Below are 17692 nucleotides of genomic sequence, written 5' to 3'. Positions count from 1 at the left end.
GGAGACCCGAGACATGCGACGACGTCCCCGCGCCGCCGTCCTGGCGGCGGTCGCCGCGGCACTGACGCTCTGCGCGGGCCAGGCCGCAACCGTCCCCGCTCCCGCCGCCGACGGCGGGGACAGCGTCCAGCACGTCGACATCGGCGGCGGCCGCACGGTGTACCTGCACTGCCGGGGCACCGGCGCGCCGACCGTCGTCCTGGTGTCGGGTCTGCACGAGTCCTCCGACAGCTGGACCCTCACCGACACCGCGCCGCCCGTGCCGAAGGCGCCGGCCGTGTTCCCGGGCGTGGCGGCGTTCACCAGGGTCTGCGTGTACGACCGGCCCGGCACCCTGCGCTACACCGATCCGCCCGCCCTCACCACTCGCAGCAGCCCGGTGACCGGCACCCGCGGGCTCCCCGCCGCCGTGCGCGACCTCGACCGCGTGCTGACCGCGGGCGAGGTCCCGGCACCGTACGTACTGGTGGGGCACTCGTACGGCGGCCTGATCACCCTGCTGTACGCGAAACAGCACCCGGACCGGACCCGCGGCCTCGTCCTCGTCGACGCGCTCGCCCCGGCCCTGAAACGGCAGCTGGGGGCCGCCTGGCCCGAGTACGTCAGCCAGTTGCGCCACCCCGGCACCCGCTACGACGACGATCCGGCGTTCGAGCAGGTCGACATCGACGGGGCGGTGACGGCCGTGGACCGGGCCGGCCCGCTGCCGGACGTCCCGCTCGCCGTCCTCAGCAAGACGCGGCCCTTCGCCGCGCCCGCCTCGATGCCGAAGGAGCTCCTCGCCCGGCTGGAGGCGGCCTGGCCCGCGGCCCAGCAGTCACTGGTCGCCCTGGCGCCGCAGACCCCGCACCTGCTGGCCACGGGCAGCGACCACTACGTCCAGCTCCACGCCCCGGACCTCACGACCGCGGCCGTCCGCCTGGTGGTACGGCGCGCCCCCGGCGGCTGACGCGGCCGACTGCGCCCCGTCAGTAGTACCGGCGCATGATCTCCGTCGCCCAGTCCGGCTGGCTGGTGGCGCCCCGGGGGCCGAACTCGGCCAGGTAGGGCTTGATGTCGAGCACGGGCGTGCCGTCCACCGCGTCGAGACCCTGCACGTGGACATCGAGCCCGTCGACGCGCAGCAGCCGGCAGCGGGAGACCCCGAGCCGGTTGGGGCGGTTCTTGCCGCGCTGGGCGAAGATCCCGACCAGCGGCCAGTCGGTGTTGCCGCGCGGGTGCCGGGCCCCGGTCTCCACCTTCTCCGCCGGGACCCGGTCGAAGTGGTAGACGACCTCCAGGTGCGAGAAGGAGTCCAGCCCGGCGAGCGCCTCCGGTCCGAACCGCCCGTCCAGCCGGATCACCGCGGACACCTCCTCCCAGGCGTCGTCATGGACCTCGGTCCGGCCGCCGACGACCCGGCCGACCGGAGCCGAAACCACCTCGGCCGCAGCACTGTTCTCTGTCACGGGACACGCCTTCCTGGAGACGGGAGCGATCAAGGAACACAGTACGTCCCAACGGGGCCGCCACGACCGGGCGTTCGGTATCCGCCCGGCCGTCACCCCGCGCGGACCCGGGCCAGCTCCCTGTTGAACTGCGCCCCGGTCAGCAGCGCCAGGTTGGCGAACCACAGCCACACGACGAAGACGATGACGCCGGCCAGCGAACCGTACAGGCGGCCGTAGGTGTTCAGCTGCGTGTACAGGGTGAAGCCGAAGGACGCGCCGAGCCACAGGACCGCCGCCAGGACACCGCCCGGCAGCCCGCGCCGGGTGCCGCGGGTGCCCGGCGGTCCGGTACGGAAGAGGATCAGGATGAGCAGGGTGACGACGACGAGCAGGACCGGCCAGCGCAGCACCGTCAGGCTCCGCACGCCGAGCCCGGCGGCCGCGGCGAGCCGGTGGGCGAGCGGACCGGACGCCACCAGCCCCACCGCGCCGGCCATCAGCAGCAGCAGGAGCAGGGACGCGGTGATGACCAGCGTGTGCGCCGCGCGCAGCGGCGGCCGGGTGTCGGGGATCCGGTGCATCGTGTGCAGGGCCCGGCGGAACACCGCGAGGTAGCTACAGGCGGACCACAGCGCGCTCACCACCCCGCCGAACGCCAGCGTCCACACCGAAGTGTGCGCGGCCGACAGGCCGTTCAGCGCGTCCTGGAGCACCTGGGCGGACTGGGGAGGGGCGTAGGAGGTGAGTTCCGCCACCAGGCGGCCCCGCGTCGCCTCGCCGAGCAGTCCCACCAGGGACACGGCGACCACGATCGCGGGCAGCAGCGCGAGCAGGCCGTAGTAGGTGAGGGCGGCCGCGGAGTCCGCGACGTTGTCGTGCCAGAGCCGTACGGCCGTACCGCGCAGCGCGGCCCCGGCGCGCGCCGCGGCCGCCGCGGCGGGGGCCCGGCCGCGGCGCCCTTCGCTGCGCAGAGTCGATGTCACGGCGCGCTCGTGCCCCGCACGCCCGCACGCATGCGCCCGGGCGCGCCGGGTGCGCGCCCCACCGTTACGAAAGGCCCGACCAGGCTGCCGTACGGGGTCCGGTGAAGTAGTCCGGGTCCTTGGGCCGGGCCGGGTCGTGGCCGGCCGGACGCGGAGCCGGTTCCAGGTGGGGTATGTACTTCGAGCAGTGGATGTACGCCTCTTCGACCGTGAGGTGGACCCACAGCTGGGGGCTGCGCCCGGGCGCGACGTCGGTGGGCAGGCCGGGATGGACCCGCCGCAGCTCCGCGTCCTCGCAGAGCCGGGCGACGCCGTTGACGTGCAGTCCCACGTGGTGGTGGGTGAAGTCCACGAAGAGCATGCCCAGATGGGGGTTCTCGCTCATGTTGCCGGCGCTGGCGAGCACACCGTTGCCGCGGAACTCGGGGTAGGCGAGCGTGCGCTCGTCGATGACGTGCACGAACCCGGGCGGCCCGGCGCGGAAACTGGCGTCGCACTCCCCGTGGGAGTCGGCGGTCGCCAGGAAGACCATGATCTGGCGGCCGATGAACTCCCGCATCTCGGACGTGAGGTGCGGGCGCACCTGCTGGTCGTAGAAGCGGGCGGCGCGCTCGGCCGTACCCAGCTGCTGCTGGAGCCGGTGCTCACCGGCCGAACCGAACGACGGCGAAGGAAAGATCACGGGACTGCTCCTGGGAGGGGGGACGCGTAAGCGGTTCAGATGGCGGACAGGACGGGCGTCTCGAACGGGTCGTGGTGGATGCGGTCGGGCGGCGTACCGTGGCGGGTCAGCGACTCGCCGGCGGATACCACCATGGGTGCCGGTCCGCTGAGGAACACGTCGTGCTGGTACCACGGCCCGTACTCGGCCAGCACCTGCGGCAGCGACCCCCGGATGCCGGGGACGTGCTCGTGGGAGATCGCGCCCCTGAGGGTCAGCCAGTGGTGCTTCTGGGCCATCCGCAGCATGTCGTCGACCCCGTACAGCTCGGCACCGGTGCGGGCGCCGAGGAACAGGTCCACCTGGTGGCGTCCCCCGCGGCGGGCCACCTCCTCGACGAGGGCGCGGATCGGGGCCAGGCCCGTACCGCCCGCGACGCAGAGCAGGTCGCGGTGGACGGCCGCGTCCAGCACCATGTCACCCATCGGCGGGCCCAGCCGCAGTACGTCGCCGACGGCGGCCCGGTGCACCAGCGCGTCGCTGACCGTGCCGCCGGGTACCGCGCGGACGTGGAAAGTGAGCGTGCCGTCCGCGCGGGGCGCGTTGGCGGGGGAGTAGTAGCGCCACAGCTTCGGCCACCACGGCGTCTCCACGCTCACGTACTGTCCGGCCCGGTAGTCGTACGGCAGGTGGGGGCGCACGGTGAGCTCGGCGATGCCGTGTCCGCGCGGGAGCCGGTGCACCACCGTGGCGGGCCAGACGGCGGGCCGGACGGCCTCGTCCGCTTCGGCGGCGCTGATCATGACCTGGGAGACCACGCCGTACGCCTTCGTCCACGCGTCGGCGATGTCCTGCGTCCAGGCCGGGCCGGCGTAACGGGCGAGAGCGGCCAGGAGGCACTCGCCCACCGCCGGGAAGTGCGCGGCGAGGGTGCCGAACTTGCGGTGGTCGCGGCCGAGGTGCCCGCAGAAGCGGACCAGGTTCCCGGGGTCGTCGACCACGTCCACGATGTGCAGGAGCGCGCGCAGGAGGCGACCGCGCTGCGCGTCCATGCCGGGCGGGAACATCGGACGCACTTCGGGGTAGCGGGTGAACAGGATGGCGTAGAAGTAGACCGTCATCTCTTCGGCCAAGGGCGCGACCACCGCGGCCGAGGTCTTGATCAGGTGGATCTCGTGCTCGGACAGGGGTGCCTGTGCGGCCGGGGGATCCGTATCGCCGGGGGCGGGGACGTGCGCCCTCTCTTGCGCGGGCCCGTGGGCGGGCGGACTGCTGGGACGGCCGATCCGGAACTTCAAGGGACCAGCGCTCCCCCGCTCGCCTTCCGGGACGGTCTCAGCCGGGAGTGACGGTGCGTCTCCTCTCGGGAGCCGGCGCGGGCCGGGGACGCGCCGGGTACGGAACCTTCACCGGATCTGCATATCGGGGGCGGGGAAGGGAGGTTGTGCAGGGCGGGCATGGTTCCTCATCGGGTAGGGCTGTCTGTACAACGAAGCGGACGAAGTTCCTCCGGACCGCCCATGATCCTCGATCAGGTTCTCGGCCCGGGGAAGGGGCGTATCCACTGGAACTCGCGTCCGCATCTTGTCGCATTGCCCCGGCCCGGTACGAGGTATGCGCGAGAAGTCCGAGGGATCGATTCCGGCCACCGGTCAGCGGCGGTCTGTGGCCGGTGGCCGGTGACCCCGGACCGGTGCTCAGCGGGCGCCCGCCCGGGGTTCGGGACGTTCGGCCACGATCTCCGGCTCCAGCCCCTGCGCGGGCGTGGTCCGGCCGCGCCCGACGTCCGCCCGCCAGGCCTCGAACGCCAACGTGGTCGCCGTGACCACGGCCAGCCCGAGCAGCCAGCCGCCCACCACATCGCTGACCCAGTGCACGCCGAGCGCCACCCGGGTGTAGCCGACGCCGAGCACCGAAACCGCGGCGACGGCCCACAGGAGCGGACGCAGGGCGCGCGGCACCACCGGCAGCAGGGCCAGCAGCAGCACGGCGCAGGACGTCATGGCCGTCATGGCGTGGCCGGAGGGGAAGGAGAACCCGGGTGCGTGCGCGACGGGATCGGGCAGGTGGGGCCGGGCCCGCTCGACCACGTTCTTCACCAGCCACCCCAGCAGACCGCCGGCCGTCGCGGTGACCGCCGCCCACAGGGCGAGCCGCACCGCCCCGCGGAACAGCAGCCACACCACCAGCGCCGCCACCAGCAGGCGCATGGTCAGCGGCCCCCAGACCACGTGCGTGAGGAAGTCGAGCACCCTTACCCAGGCGGGGTGGTCCAGCGCGGCCCGGTGGAGTCGCTCGGCGGTGCCCCGGTCCAGCCGGTGCAGCGGCGCCCACTGGGATTCCACCAGCACCAGGGCGACCGCGAAGGGCACCGACACCAGTGCGGTGGCGACCACCGTCGTGGCCAGCCGCACCCCGAACCGCGCGTCGGGTCCGTAGCGGCCGGACAGGAGCCGGCCGACGGACGGCCGCCGGCCGGTGGAGCATCGTGCCATGGTCCTCGTACTTCCTTTCGGGGGATCGCCGGGCCTTCGGGGGCCGGCCTGTCGCGCCCGGCGTCAGACGCCGGGGTCCTCGGTGACCGGCTCGCGCACCCCGGCCCGTACGGCCTCCAACTGGGCGGCGAACGCCAGGCCCAGGAAGAGGGCCATCGAGGTCAGGTAGGACCACAGCAGCAGGGACACGAACGCGCTGAGCGGCCCGTACACGCTGGCGAAGGAGCCGTTGGCCCCGACGTACACGCTCAGCCCCCAGGTGGCCAGCAGCCAGAGCACCAGGTAGACGGTGGCGCCGAACGCCAGCCAGGTGTAGCCGGGCTGGGTGCGCCGGGGGGAGAGACGGAAGATGGCGCTGGTGGCGAGGACCGCGAGCAGGATCCCGAGCGGCCAGCGCAGCAGGTCCCACACCCGGACCACGTCCGGGCCGAGGTGGTAGACCTCCGCCACGGCGCGGCTCAGCTCCGCCCCGGGCACGGTGACCGCGAAGCTGAGCCCCAGCGGCAGCCCGGCCAGGACGGACATCACCAGTCCGCGGGTGTACTTGAACAGGAACGGCCGGTCGCGTTCCGTCCCGTAGATCCGGTTGGCGCCGCGCTCGACCTGGCACAGGCCCGTGGTCACGTTGACGACCGAGAACAGCAGACCGAGCCAGAGGGCGACCTGGCCGCCGTCCCCGGCCCGGTGGTGGCTCTGCGCCAGCGCGTCATCCACCACGTCCTGGCTCGGCCCGCTCGCCAGCCGGCGGATCGTCAGCTCCGCCACCCGGCCGGCGTCCTCGGTGTGCAGCACGCCGGACAGGCCGATGACGGCGATGGCGAGCGGGACGATCGACAGGACCGTCTGGAGCGCCAGGGCCCTGGAGTGGCTGAAACCGTCGGCGTACCGGAACCGGATGAAGGAGTCGCGCACGAGGCTCCAGCCCCCGTACCGGCGCAGCGCCGACCAGGCCTCCTCGGCGGACAGCTCCTCACCCTCCACCTCCAGCTCGGTCTCCACCGCCGCCACCTCGCTGCGCTGCGGTACCCGTGTGGCCGTGCCCATGTGCGTAACCCCCTGTCTGGCTCGTGCGGTACGGGGCGGGTCTCAGCCGCCGACGGTGAACGGTGCGCGCCCGGCCGGGACCGCGGGCGGCGCCCCGGCGGGCCGCGGCGGCAGCCAGATCCGCAGCGCACCCGGCTCGACCTCGGCCGTCAGCCGGGTCCCGGCGCCGACGACGTCGCCGTCGAGCTCGCGCGGCTGCGGCCGCGCGAAGCGGATGTCGACCCGCACCGCGCTGAAGTACTCCAGCGCCCCGCCGGCCACCGCCCCGCGCGCCGCCCCGCCGGGCGCCCGCGCCGCCCGGCCCGGCAGCATGCGCGAGCCGAGGTGGCCCGCCGCGGCGAGCCAGCCGCGGGCGCCCCTGGGGTCGAGCAGCACCACCTCCAGGCGCCCGCTGTCGGGCCGGGCGTCGGGCAGCAGCGGCAGACCGCCCTGCAGGGTGCCGACGTTGCCGATGACGACCATCCGGGCCCGGCGCTCCTGTACGGGTCCCGCGTCCACCCGGATCGACAGGCGCATCCGCGGATCCCCGAGGTGGCGGACCGCCGAGAGGACGTACGCGGCCCAGCCGAGACGCTCCTTGACCCGCTCCGACGCGTCCCCCACCATCGCGGCGTCGAAGCCGGCGCCCGCCATGACGGTGAACCGGACGGGTTCCAGGCCGTCCCCCCGCAGCCGGCCCACATCGATCGGGACGCTCTCCCCCGACAGGGCGGCCTCCAGCGCCGCGGCCGGATCGCCGGGAAGCCGCAGGTTGCGCGCGAGCAGGTTGCCCGTGCCGCACGGGACGACCGCGAGCGGGATCCCGCTGCCGGACACCAGGTCGGCGCAGGCGCGTACGGTGCCGTCACCGCCGCAGGCCACCACCAGAGCGGTGTCCGCCTCGGCGAGCCGCAGGGCGAGGGCGCCGGCCGGCTGCTCGGCGGACGTCGGGGTCCACACCTGTTCGGCGTAGCCGTGGCGGCGCAGGACGACCCGCACCCGCTCGGCCAGCTCCGCGCCGCAGCCGTGCGGGTGACGCACCACCACGGCGCGCCGTCCCCCCGCCGCACGGGGCGGGTCCCCGGCCGTCGCGCGGGCCGCCGGGAGCCGGTCGGCGCGGGCCGCGTCCACCGCCCCGGGCCGGCGCACCGGCAGCAGCAGCGCGTGGGTCACCACGAGCAGCGTGCAGGCACCGTTGAGCAGTCCGCCCACGACATCGGACGGGTGGTGCATGCCGCGGTACACCCGGGAGCACGCCACGGCCACCGGGACCAGCAGCAGGAGGACGACCGCCGCGTCCCGCACCCACCGCCGGCCGTCGCGCGGGCGCAGTGCCACCAGGACGGCCAGGGCGCCGAACAGCGCGACGGATGCCCCCACGTGGCCGGAGGGAAAACTGGACGTCGGCGGCGCGGCGTCCAGGTGCGGTACGTCCGGGCGGGGCCGTTCCACGACCAGGGTGACCAGCAGGAACACCGCCGACTGCGCGGCGACGGCCACGGCCGGGAAGAGCGCCTCCCGCAGCCGGCGCCCGCGCGACACGGCCAGCAGGGTGACGACGGCGAGCAGGGTCAGGGCGATGATGCTCTGCGTGCCGGCCAGCAGGGACAGCCACTCCGAGAGCGGCGTCGCGGGACCGCCGCGGTGCGCGGCCAGGGCGCGGTTGACGCCGTCCTCCGCCGCCACCGGCCACTGGTCCGCGAGCGGCCCGGTGACCAGCAGCCCCACGCCCATCATCAAGGCCGCCTGTACCGGCAAGAGCAACAGCAGGGGCAGTCGGCCGTACCGCACTGCCGAGCCGAGTTCGGGTCTCATTGCCGCCGTGTTACCCGCGACGGCCCGCTCATGCGCCGCCCGCGGCGATCGCCGCCCCGGGGCGCCGCGCACCGGCGGCCGCGGCCGGACCCGACGCCCGGTGTCCCGGCCGCCCGCCCTGCCCCGGGCGGCCCGCGACAGTAGCGTGACCCCATGCGCACATGGACGGGCAAACCGTATCCCCTGGGAGCGACGTACGACGGCTCCGGAACCAACTTCGCACTGTTCTCCGAGGTCGCCGAGGGCGTGGACCTCGTCCTGCTCGACGACGCCGGGCACGAGACCCGCGTCCCGATGACGGAGATCGACCGGTCCGCCTGGCACATCTACCTGCCCGACGTGGGACCCGGCCAGCGGTACGGCTACCGCGTGCGGGGCCCGTTCGACCCCGCCGCCGGACACCGCTGCAACCCCGCCAAGCTGCTGCTGGACCCGTACGCCACCGCCATCGACGGGCAGCTCGACCACCACGAGTCCCTGTACGGCCACCGCTTCGCGGACGGCGCCGAACCGAACACCCTGGACAGCGCCGGCCACACCATGCTGTCGGTGGTCACCGACCGCGCCTTCGACTGGGGCGACGACAAACCGCCGGGATACGCCTACGGCGAGAGCGTCATCTACGAAGGGCACGTCCGCGGCCTCACGCGCACCCATCCCGCGCTGCCCGAAGAACTGCGCGGCACCTACGCCGGCATCGCCCACCCCGCCATCATCGCCCACCTGACCGGTCTCGGGGTCACGGCCCTGGAACTGATGCCGGTGCACCAGTTCGTCCAGGACGGCCACTTGGCCGAAAAGGGCCTGTCGAACTACTGGGGTTACAACACCATCGGCTTCTTCGCCCCGCACAACGCCTACGCGGCCACCGGCGGCCGCGGAGCGCAGGTCACCGAGTTCAAGCAGATGGTGAAGGCACTGCACGCGGCAGGCATCGAAGTCATCCTCGACGTCGTCTACAACCACACGGCGGAAGGGAACGACAAGGGGCCCGTCCTGGCCTTCAAGGGCATCGACAACTGCGCGTACTACCGGCTGTCCGACGAGGACCGCTCCCAGTACTACGACACGACCGGCACCGGCAACAGCCTGCTGATGCGCCACCCCAACGTGCTCCAGCTCATCATGGACTCGCTGCGCTACTGGGTCCAGGAGATGCACGTCGACGGCTTCCGCTTCGACCTCGCCGCCACCCTCGCCCGCCAGTTCCACGAGGTGGACCGGCTCTCCGCCTTCTTCGACGTCATCCAGCAGGACCCCGTCATCAGCCGGGTCAAGCTCATCGCCGAACCGTGGGACCTCGGCGAGGGGGGCTACCAGGTCGGCAACTTCCCGCCCCTGTGGTCGGAGTGGAACGGCCGCTACCGCGACGCCGTCCGCGACTACTGGCGCGGGTGCGAGGGCACGCTCGGTGAGTTCGCCTCCCGCATCACCGGCTCCGCCGACCTCTACGAACACGACCGGCGCCGCCCCCTCGCCAGCGTCAACTTCGTCACCGCCCACGACGGGTTCACCCTTCGCGACCTCGTCTCGTACGACTGCAAGCACAACGACGCGAACGGCGAGGAGGGCCGGGACGGCGAGGACGACAACCGCTCCTGGAACTGCGGGGCGGAAGGCGAGACCGACGACCCCGGGGTACTGGCCCTGCGCGAACGGCAGCAGCGCAACCTGATGACCACGCTGATCCTCTCCCAAGGCATCCCGATGATCAGCCACGGGGACGAACTCGGCCGCACCCAGGGCGGCAACAACAACGCCTACTGCCAGGACAACCCCACCGCCTGGATCGACTGGGACCTCGACGAGACCGGCGAACGCCTCCTCGACTTCACCTCCCGCCTGATCCGGCTCCGCCGCCGGCACCCCGTGCTGCGCCGCCGGCGGTTCTTCTCCGGACGCGCCGCCGGACACCGGGGGCTCCCCGCGGACGTCGAATGGCTGCGCCCGGACGCCTCGCCGATGGAGGACGAGGACTGGACGCGGCCGCAGGCCGGCACCCTCACCATGTTCCTCAACGGCGAGGCGATCACCGAACCCGACCGCTACGGCAACCGGGTCACCGACGACTCGTTCCTGCTGATGTTCAACAGCTCGGACGCCGCCGTGGACTTCCGTCTCCCCGGCAGCCGCTTCGCCACGCGCTGGACGCTGCTCTTCGACACCGCCACGACGGACACCCCCGACGAGCGGGAACTGAAACCGGGCGCCGGCCTGCGCCTGGAGTCGCACAGCACGGCCGTCCTGCGCAGCGCCCTGGAGGACCGTGCTCGGTGATGGCGCCGCCCCCGCGACCCGGGGGCGGCTCAGCGCAGGATGCTGACGGCCCGGGCGATGACCAGGAGCGAGGTCAGCAGGGCCGCCACGCTCTGGACGGCCATGAGCACTTTGGCGCGGACCGAGAGGGGCATCGTGTCGGTCGGACTGAAAGCCGTGGAGTTGGTGACCGACACGTACAGGTAGTCGATCAGGGTGGGGATCCAGTCGGAGACCTTGCTGGCGCCGTCCGCGACCTCCTGGACGGCGTCGTCGTTCTCGTCCTGGGAGAAGCGGAAATCCGCCAGGGGGAACTCCTCGCGGGGGGCCTGGGTGCGACTGACCGGGCCTCCCCGGTCGAGTTCCCAGTAGGCCAGGCCGAAGGCGATGATATTGGTCAGCCACACCTGGAGCGCCGCCACGAGCAGGGACCGCCCGTCATCGACCCCGGCGTAGACCAGCTCGTGGATGAGGATGCCGAGGGCGGTCAGGTTGCTCGCCACGATCAGCAGCACCAGGGCCAGTGACAGGAACCGGAAGGTGTTCGTCTGGCGGGTCAGCCGGCGCGGGTTGATCGCGATCAGCGGCAGGAGGAGCAGCACCTCCAGCGCCGGGAGCACATAGCGCGGGGCGACCAGCAACTGCTGGGGCAGCGCGAGGTAGAGGAGGATCGCCGCCGAAGTGGCGAGCACCGCGGGAAACCTGGCTTCGCCGCGCCGCTCGTGCCGCGGGTGCCGGACCCGGGCATCTGTTCTGTCACGGGACACGAAGACAACCGCCTTCCTCCGGTACGGGCCGCTGGTGGACCCGGGATGCGGAGCATACGACGTGCGCATGTTGGAGGCGGTGCACGGAGGACGCGGACGCGCTGACGTCGAACCGGGCGCCCCGGCGCGGGGGCACGCGCCGGCCGGCCGTCGTGGGTGTGGAGCGGGCCGCCCGGCTGATCGGGGACGGCCGGCGGAGCCGCGTGCACGGAACCGGCGGGTACGTCGAACTCCTGTCCTGACCGGCCGCACCGGCAAGCCCCGTCCGCCGCTTCCGGCCGGACGGCGCCGCCGTCCCGCCCGGGCCCGGGGGTCTCTGGAGGGCAGTGGCCGCCGGGGGCTTGCCCGGGCCCGCGCTGCGCGGAGGCAGCGGGCGGGCCCGGGGCGCCGGTGTGGCGGGACGGCAGCGTGGTGTGGGGCCCGTGAGCCGCGCGCGGTTACCGGGGGAGGGGCTCTGCGCGCGGCCACCGGTCCTCGGTGTACGCCTTCGGCGCCGGTTCGAGCGGCGTCCGTACACCGACAACCCCGCGTGTGACCCGACCGGGAGGTTCCAAACGGCCCGCCGCACAAGGTTTTTCTTTTTCGGCGGAGGTGATGAGACGGCGGAACCGGGGCACGGGCGGAGTCGGGAGACGGACTCCCCGGTGCGCCCGGCGGCGGAAGCCGTCGGCGGCCGTGAGCAGGAAGGTGCATCCGTGTCGAAGGTCGAAGAGTCCATCGAGGTCGAGGTCCCCGTCCGTACCGCCTACAACCAGTGGACGCAGTTCGAGACGTTCCCCCACTTCATGGAGGGGGTCGAGCGGATCGACCAGCGCACCGACACCCTGACCCACTGGGTGACCAAGGTGGGCGGCGCCCAGCGGGAGTTCGAGGCGGAGATCACCGAACAGATCCCGGACGAGCGCGTCGCGTGGACGACCCTGGGCGGCGAGGTGAAGCAGGCCGGTGTGGTCACCTTCCACCGCCTGGACGACACCACGACCAAGGTCATGCTCCAGCTCGACTACGACCCGGACGGGTTCGCGGAGAACGTCGGCGACAAGCTCGGCATCGTCAAGCACCGGATCAGCGGTGACCTCAAGCGGTTCAAGCAGTACATCGAGGCGCGCGGGCAGGAGACGGGGTCCTGGCGCGGCCAGGTCTGATCCCGCCCGCCGACGCCCGCCGGAGCGGGGAAGTCCGTTCCCGGTGTGTGGGATCCGCGTGCCGGGGCAGGCGGGCCGTTACGAGGCCCCCGCTCCTCCGACGCCCCTCGACGGGCCCGGCGGAGCAGGGAGCCGACGAACCGATCAAGGAGATGTGCGCATGTCTGGGAACGTGTGGGGCTACCGCGAGACGTCGGGCCGAGCGCTGGGCGCCGACCTGACGGGCTACAAGGTCGAGGCCACCGACGGCAGCATCGGCAAGGTCGACAAGCACTCGGACGAGGTCGGCTCCTCCTACATCGTGGTCGATACCGGCCCGTGGATCTTCGGCCGGGAAGTCCTGCTCCCGGCCGGCACCATCACGCGGATCGACCCGGAGGAGCAGAAGATCTACGTCGACGGGACGAAGGAGCAGATCAAGAACGCTCCCGAGTTCGAGCGGGAGAAGCACCTCCACGACGAGGACTACCGCGGCCAGGTGGGCGGCTACTACAGCGGCTTCCTCGGCTGACTCACAGCTGACTCCCCCGAACCAGCAGGCGGGCGGCACCGGTTCATCCGGCGCCGCCCGCCTGCGTTCGCCCGCCTGGTTTCGCGGCCGCCCGCAGGATCCGGACACATCGCGGTGCCCGACGGACCCGGACGGCGGCGGACTGCGGCGACAAGTACGACATGCCGTGCACGGGCACCCGGCGCGCCGACTCATTACGGCCACGCGCCCCCCACGTGCCCCCGAAGGTCGTGTTCCGGGGGCCGGTACCTGGGCAACCGCTTGATGCTGATGAAGCCTTGACCGTCCGCGCCAACCCACGTTCGGAGAGTCACCATGACCAAGGTCCTCGTACTGCACAGCGTCAGCCTCGTCGGATCCGCGCTGGCCGCCCTGCTGAGATCCGAAGGCGACTTCGACGTCACGGCCGCGGGGTGGCGGACCGCCGCCCGCCGGGCCGAGTCGTTACGACCAGACGTGGCCGTCGTGGACGTCGACTGTCCGGGGGCGACGGCCGCCCTCACCGGGGAGGGCAAGGGCCCCGGGCGGCTGCTGGACCCGCCCACGCCACTGCTCGTCCTCGCGACCGCCAAGACGCCCGGCGCGCTCGGCCGCGCCTTCCAGGCCAAGGCACTCGGCTACGTGGACAAGGACGGCTCGCCCGGCCGGCTCGTCCGCGCCGTCCGCAAGGTGGCCGCGGGGGAGCGGTTCATCGACGCCGCGCTGGCCTCCGCGTTCATGGAGGCGGACCCGGTCCCCCTCAGCCCGCGCGAACTGAGCGTCCTGGCCCGGGCCGCACAGGGCGACTCGGTCGCCGAGATCGCCCGCGCCCTGCACCTCGCCAGCGGCACGGTCCGCAACTACATGGCGGCCGTGACCCGCAAGACCGGCGCGCGCAACCGCATCGACGCGATCCGCATATCGCGCAGCGCGGGGTGGGTGTAGGCCGCCCGGACCGCCGGGTTCAGTGGGGCGTGACCGGCTCTCCCCCGCCCCACATGCCCACCAGGTCCCGGTAGAGGGCCGAGCGCGCCGGGAGTTCCCGGTGCGTGCCGCACACCGCCCGGGTCCCGTCCAGTACGAGGACCCGGTCGGCGCGGGCGGCCGACGAGATCCGGTGGGCCACCACGATCAGGGTGCCGGGACGCGCCGCGAGGGCCCGCTCGGCCCGCTCCTCGGCCTCCGGATCCAGGTGACAGGTGGCTTCGTCGAGCAGGAGCAGCGGGGCGGGGGAGAGGTGGGCCGCGCCCAGGGCCAGCAGTTGCCGCTCGCCCTGGGACAGCCGCGGCGGATCGAGGACCGCGTCGTAGCCGCCCAGCCGGGTGACGAGCCCCCGCAGCCGCAGCGCGTCGACGGTCGCGTCCAGCCGGGCACCGCTGACCGGCCCCGGGCAGAGGTGGGTCAGGTTCTCGCGCACGGTGCCGGTGAAGACGTACGCCTGCTGCGGCAGCAGCGTCCGGCGCGGATCGGGCCCGCCCCCCGCGGCCGGACGCGCGGGCGCTCCCGCGACCAGGACCGTCCCCCGGTCCGGGGTGAGCAGCCCGGCGAGCAGCGCGGTGAGCGTGGACTTACCGATACCGCTCGGGCCCACCACCGCGAGGTGCTCCCCGGGGCGCACCCGCAGGTCTAAATCCCGGAGCACGGGGTGGGCGTGCGGCCCGTAGCCGAAGCCGACCCCCCGCAACTCGGCGGCGGCAGCCTGCTCCTCGTACTCGGCCGGACCGGCCGGCGGCTCCGTGGGCTCGGGAACCGGGGGCGCGCAGAACCGGTCCAGTACCACCAGCAACCGGGTCCCCGCCGAACCGAGGGCGGCCATCAGGGTGTCGAGCGCGGGCAGCAGGGACTGCACCAGGTACGTCACGGCGCCGGCGAGCGCGCCCGCCGTGACCCCGCGCCCGAGCAGCCAGGGAGTGGCGGCCAGCAACGCGACGACCGGCGCCCGGCCCGCCACGCCGAGGGCGACGGTACGGACCGCTCCCCACCCGGCGAGCCGTCCGGCCAACCGCTCCTGCGCCGCGACCAGGGGCTCCACCCGGGCGGTCACGGCCGGGCCGCCGCCGCACGCCACGATGTCGCGCAGCGCCCCCGCCGCCTCGCCCACCCGCGCGGCCAGGGCCTCCTCCGTGTCCAGTGCCTCCCGCTGTACGGCCGCCATCGGGCGCAGCGTCGCCAGGAAGGCGGCCAGCCCGAGCAGCAGCGGCGGCAGCACCACCAGCAGCAGTACGGGGGCGAGCGCGGCCAGGCCGACGAGCGCGCCCACGGCGGTGAAGACGAAGGAACGGGCCGTCAGGACCAGGCCGGCGAAGGAGTCGCGGGCCATCTCGGTCTGCTGGGTGAGCCGGGAGACCGCCCGCGCGTCGGCGGCCCGGGCGGGATCGGCGACCGCCGCGGCCAGCGCCTGGCGCACGGCCCGGCGGACCAGCCCGTCGCGCAGCGGCTCCACCAGCTCCGCGAGCCCGGCGAACACCCCGCGCAGGGCGAAGCCGCCGAGCAGGGCCCCGGCGCCGGCCGCCGCCAGCCAGGCCGCGCCGGTGGCGGCCCGGCCGGCGAGGAAGCCGTCGTCGAGCGCGCGGGCGACGCCGTAGCCCCCGAGGAAGGTGTGTGCGGACTCCAGCAGCGACCACAGCGCGAGGGCGGTCAGCGGCCGGATGCGGGAGCGCAGGAACCGCCGCGCGTCGGGCGCCACCCGCCCCCACGCCCCGGACCGGCTCACCGGATACCGCCCGCGCCCGCCCCGCCGGCCGCCGGCCCGGGCCCGCGGGCCGGTCCGGCCCCGACAGGACCCTGCTCCGGCCCCGGCCCCGCCACAGGGCCCGGATCCGGCTCCGGCCCCGCTCGGCAGCCCGGCGCCTCGTCCCGCCCCCGTTCCGGCTCCGCGGCGAAGACCGCCCGGTAGGCCGGGTCCCGCCACAGGTCGGCGTGGCTCCCGGTGGCCCGGACACGGCCGTTCTCCAGCCACACCACCAGGTCCGCCCGGGCAGCCGCGGAGACCCGGTGCGCCACCACGATCCGGGTCCCGCCCGGGACCCGGATCGCCAGCGCCCGTTCCACCTCGCGGGCGGTCAGCGTGTCGAGGCTGGAGGTGGCGTCGTCCAGTACCAGCAGCCGGCCCGCCCGTAGGAACGCCCGGGCCAGGCCCAGGCGTTGGAGTTCACCGCCCGACAGGGGAGCCTGCGCGAGCACGGTGTCGTAGCCCTCGGGCAGCCGGCGGACGAACGGCTCCGCCCCCGCGGCCCGCGCCGCGGCCCGCACCTCCTGCCGCGTGGGCTCCGGGCTCCGGCCGAACGCGATGGCGTCCGCGACGCTCTCCCCGAGCAGTGCGGGCCGCTCGAAGGCATGCCCCACCTCCCGGCGCAGCGCGGCCGCGGAGAACTCCTCCAGCGGCACCCCGTCGAGCAGGGCGCGGCCGCCGTCCGGGTCGGTCAGCCGGCCGGCCACCGCCGCGAGCAGCGACTTGCCCGCGCCGGAGCGGCCCACCACCGCGAGCGTGGCGCCCCCCGGCACCACCAGGTCGATGCCGTCCAGCACCGTCCTGCCGTCCCGCACCACCCGGATCCCCTCCAGGTCCAGCCGCCCGGGCCCGCACACCGGCAACTGCGCTCCGCCGTAGCCGAGTTCGGGCAGGTCGAAGACGGCCGCCGTCCGGTCCGCGGCGGACCGGGCGCGGACGACGGCGGCCACCCGGCCGGTCACCGCCCCGATCCCGGCGGCGAGTCCGGCGTAGCGCACGGCGGCGAGGAGTTCCCCGACGCCCAGCGCCCCCGCCACCAGCCGCAGCCCGCCCACCCCGAGCACCACGTACAGCAGCAGCGGCATCAGGGCGGAGGTCCGGGCCGTCGTACCGCCGTAGACGCGCCACATCCGCCGCCCCTGTACGCCGAGTTCGGGCAGTCCGCGCAGGATCCGCACGCGTTCCCGGCCGGCCGTGCCGGCGGCGGCGATGGTCCGGGCCCCGGCGAGGGCCTCCACGAGCCGGGCCGCCATGGCCAGCTGGACCTCCTGGTACCGGGCCACGCTGGACCCCGAGTCCCGCGCGAAGGACCGCAACAGCCATCCCAGCAGCGGGAGTCCGGCGAGGAAGGCGAGGGCGGTCCAGGTGTCGATGAGGAACAGCGCCACGAGCCCGCCCAGCGGCGGCAGCAGCGAGGCGACGCCGGCCGCCGCGGCGGCTGGTCCCGTCCCCGCCTCCGTGGCGTGCGCGGTCAGCCGTGCGGTGAGGTCGCCGGGGGAATGGCGGCCCGCGTGGTGCGGGGACGTGCGCAGCAGCGCGGCCAGCCCCGTGCGCCGCAGCCAGGCGGTGGTGCGGCCGCCCACCTGCCCGGTCAGCAGCGTCGTGAGGGCGTCCAGGGACACCTCGGCCGCGATGACGGCGGCGCACCACAGGGCCCAGGAGGACCCGGCCGGGTCGCGGCGCAGCAGGAGGTCGAGCGCGTGGCCGAGCACGGCGGGTTCGGCGAGGGCCGCGAGGGCGGCGGCGACCGAGCACACGCCCACGGCGGCGGTCCGCACCGCACTGTGCCGGGCGGCCTCCCGCAGGGCCCGGTCACCGCCGCGTCCGGACGCGGTGCGGCCCGCAGGACCGGGGGGCGGGGACGGGGGCGGGGTCATCGTCGCGGCTCCCAGGGCT

15 protein-coding genes are annotated in these 17692 nt (G+C 74.3%); 5 read left to right on the top strand and 10 right to left on the bottom strand.

Annotated elements, in window-relative coordinates:
- Nucleotides 1-13 precede the first annotated feature (13 nt).
- Nucleotides 14-949: an alpha/beta fold hydrolase gene (locus tag ACZ4M3_RS22430; RefSeq protein ID WP_467735227.1), complete on the top strand. Its 936-nt coding sequence runs from the start codon at nt 14-16 to the stop codon at nt 947-949.
- 19 nt (nt 950-968) lie between these two features.
- On the opposite strand, the gene ACZ4M3_RS22425 is transcribed toward ACZ4M3_RS22430, so the two are convergent.
- The 7 genes from ACZ4M3_RS22425 to ACZ4M3_RS22395 form a co-directional block, all read right to left on the bottom strand.
- The gene (locus ACZ4M3_RS22425; RefSeq protein WP_467735225.1) at nt 969-1448 is read right to left on the bottom strand and encodes an SAM-dependent methyltransferase; all 480 of its coding nucleotides are present in this window, start codon (nt 1446-1448) and stop codon (nt 969-971) included.
- Between the two features lie 92 nt (nt 1449-1540).
- The gene (locus ACZ4M3_RS22420; RefSeq protein WP_467735223.1) at nt 1541-2413 is read right to left on the bottom strand and encodes a YihY/virulence factor BrkB family protein; all 873 of its coding nucleotides are present in this window, start codon (nt 2411-2413) and stop codon (nt 1541-1543) included.
- A 64-nt stretch (nt 2414-2477) separates the two neighbouring features.
- Entirely contained in the window at nt 2478-3092 is a 615-nt protein-coding gene (locus ACZ4M3_RS22415; protein WP_467735480.1) for a pyridoxamine 5'-phosphate oxidase family protein, read from the bottom strand.
- Between the two features lie 38 nt (nt 3093-3130).
- Entirely contained in the window at nt 3131-4372 is a 1242-nt protein-coding gene (locus ACZ4M3_RS22410; RefSeq protein ID WP_467735221.1) for a globin domain-containing protein, read from the bottom strand.
- A gap of 399 nt (nt 4373-4771) precedes the next feature.
- A complete protein-coding gene (locus tag ACZ4M3_RS22405) occupies nt 4772-5569 on the bottom strand; it encodes a phosphatase PAP2 family protein (protein WP_467735219.1) in 798 nt (265 codons plus the stop codon).
- A gap of 63 nt (nt 5570-5632) precedes the next feature.
- Nucleotides 5633-6613 (bottom strand): YihY/virulence factor BrkB family protein, encoded by a 981-nt coding sequence (locus ACZ4M3_RS22400; RefSeq protein ID WP_467735217.1) that lies wholly within the window; start codon nt 6611-6613, stop codon nt 5633-5635.
- A 42-nt stretch (nt 6614-6655) separates the two neighbouring features.
- Nucleotides 6656-8407: a bifunctional phosphatase PAP2/diacylglycerol kinase family protein gene (locus tag ACZ4M3_RS22395; RefSeq protein WP_467735216.1), complete on the bottom strand. Its 1752-nt coding sequence runs from the start codon at nt 8405-8407 to the stop codon at nt 6656-6658.
- Between the two features lie 153 nt (nt 8408-8560).
- Here ACZ4M3_RS22395 and glgX point away from each other — a divergent pair, with 153 nt between their 5' ends.
- Nucleotides 8561-10684 carry a glycogen debranching protein GlgX gene (glgX, locus tag ACZ4M3_RS22390; protein WP_467735214.1) on the top strand — a complete coding sequence of 708 codons (2124 nt, stop codon included), beginning with the start codon at nt 8561-8563 and terminating at the stop codon, nt 10682-10684.
- A 29-nt stretch (nt 10685-10713) separates the two neighbouring features.
- On the opposite strand, the gene ACZ4M3_RS22385 is transcribed toward glgX, so the two are convergent.
- On the bottom strand, nt 10714-11355 hold the full coding sequence (locus tag ACZ4M3_RS22385; protein WP_467735212.1) for a hypothetical protein: 642 nt from the start codon (nt 11353-11355) through the stop codon (nt 10714-10716).
- 770 nt (nt 11356-12125) lie between these two features.
- Here ACZ4M3_RS22385 and ACZ4M3_RS22380 point away from each other — a divergent pair.
- The 3 genes from ACZ4M3_RS22380 to ACZ4M3_RS22370 all read left to right on the top strand — a co-directional run bounded on the left by ACZ4M3_RS22380 (nt 12126) and on the right by ACZ4M3_RS22370 (nt 14010).
- Complete coding sequence (locus ACZ4M3_RS22380) at nt 12126-12575, top strand: SRPBCC family protein (RefSeq protein ID WP_467735210.1); 450 nt, start codon at nt 12126-12128, stop codon at nt 12573-12575.
- 160 nt (nt 12576-12735) lie between these two features.
- Complete coding sequence (locus tag ACZ4M3_RS22375; protein ID WP_467735208.1) at nt 12736-13086, top strand: PRC-barrel domain-containing protein; 351 nt, start codon at nt 12736-12738, stop codon at nt 13084-13086.
- 315 nt (nt 13087-13401) lie between these two features.
- Nucleotides 13402-14010, top strand: coding sequence for a response regulator transcription factor (locus ACZ4M3_RS22370; RefSeq protein ID WP_467735207.1), 609 nt, complete (start codon nt 13402-13404; stop codon nt 14008-14010).
- A 19-nt stretch (nt 14011-14029) separates the two neighbouring features.
- On the opposite strand, the gene ACZ4M3_RS22365 is transcribed toward ACZ4M3_RS22370, so the two are convergent.
- Together ACZ4M3_RS22365 and ACZ4M3_RS22360 are read right to left on the bottom strand one after the other, a co-directional pair.
- Nucleotides 14030-15778 carry an ATP-binding cassette domain-containing protein gene (locus ACZ4M3_RS22365; protein WP_467735205.1) on the bottom strand — a complete coding sequence of 583 codons (1749 nt, stop codon included), beginning with the start codon at nt 15776-15778 and terminating at the stop codon, nt 14030-14032.
- The gene (locus ACZ4M3_RS22360; RefSeq protein ID WP_467735203.1) at nt 15775-17673 is read right to left on the bottom strand and encodes an ABC transporter ATP-binding protein; all 1899 of its coding nucleotides are present in this window, start codon (nt 17671-17673) and stop codon (nt 15775-15777) included. Before ACZ4M3_RS22360 ends, ACZ4M3_RS22365 begins: the two co-directional genes overlap by 4 nt.
- Nucleotides 17674-17692 lie beyond the last annotated feature (19 nt).

Source organism: Streptomyces sp. NPDC026522, from assembly GCF_055567555.1.
This window is presented reverse-complemented; position numbering and strand designations above follow the sequence as displayed.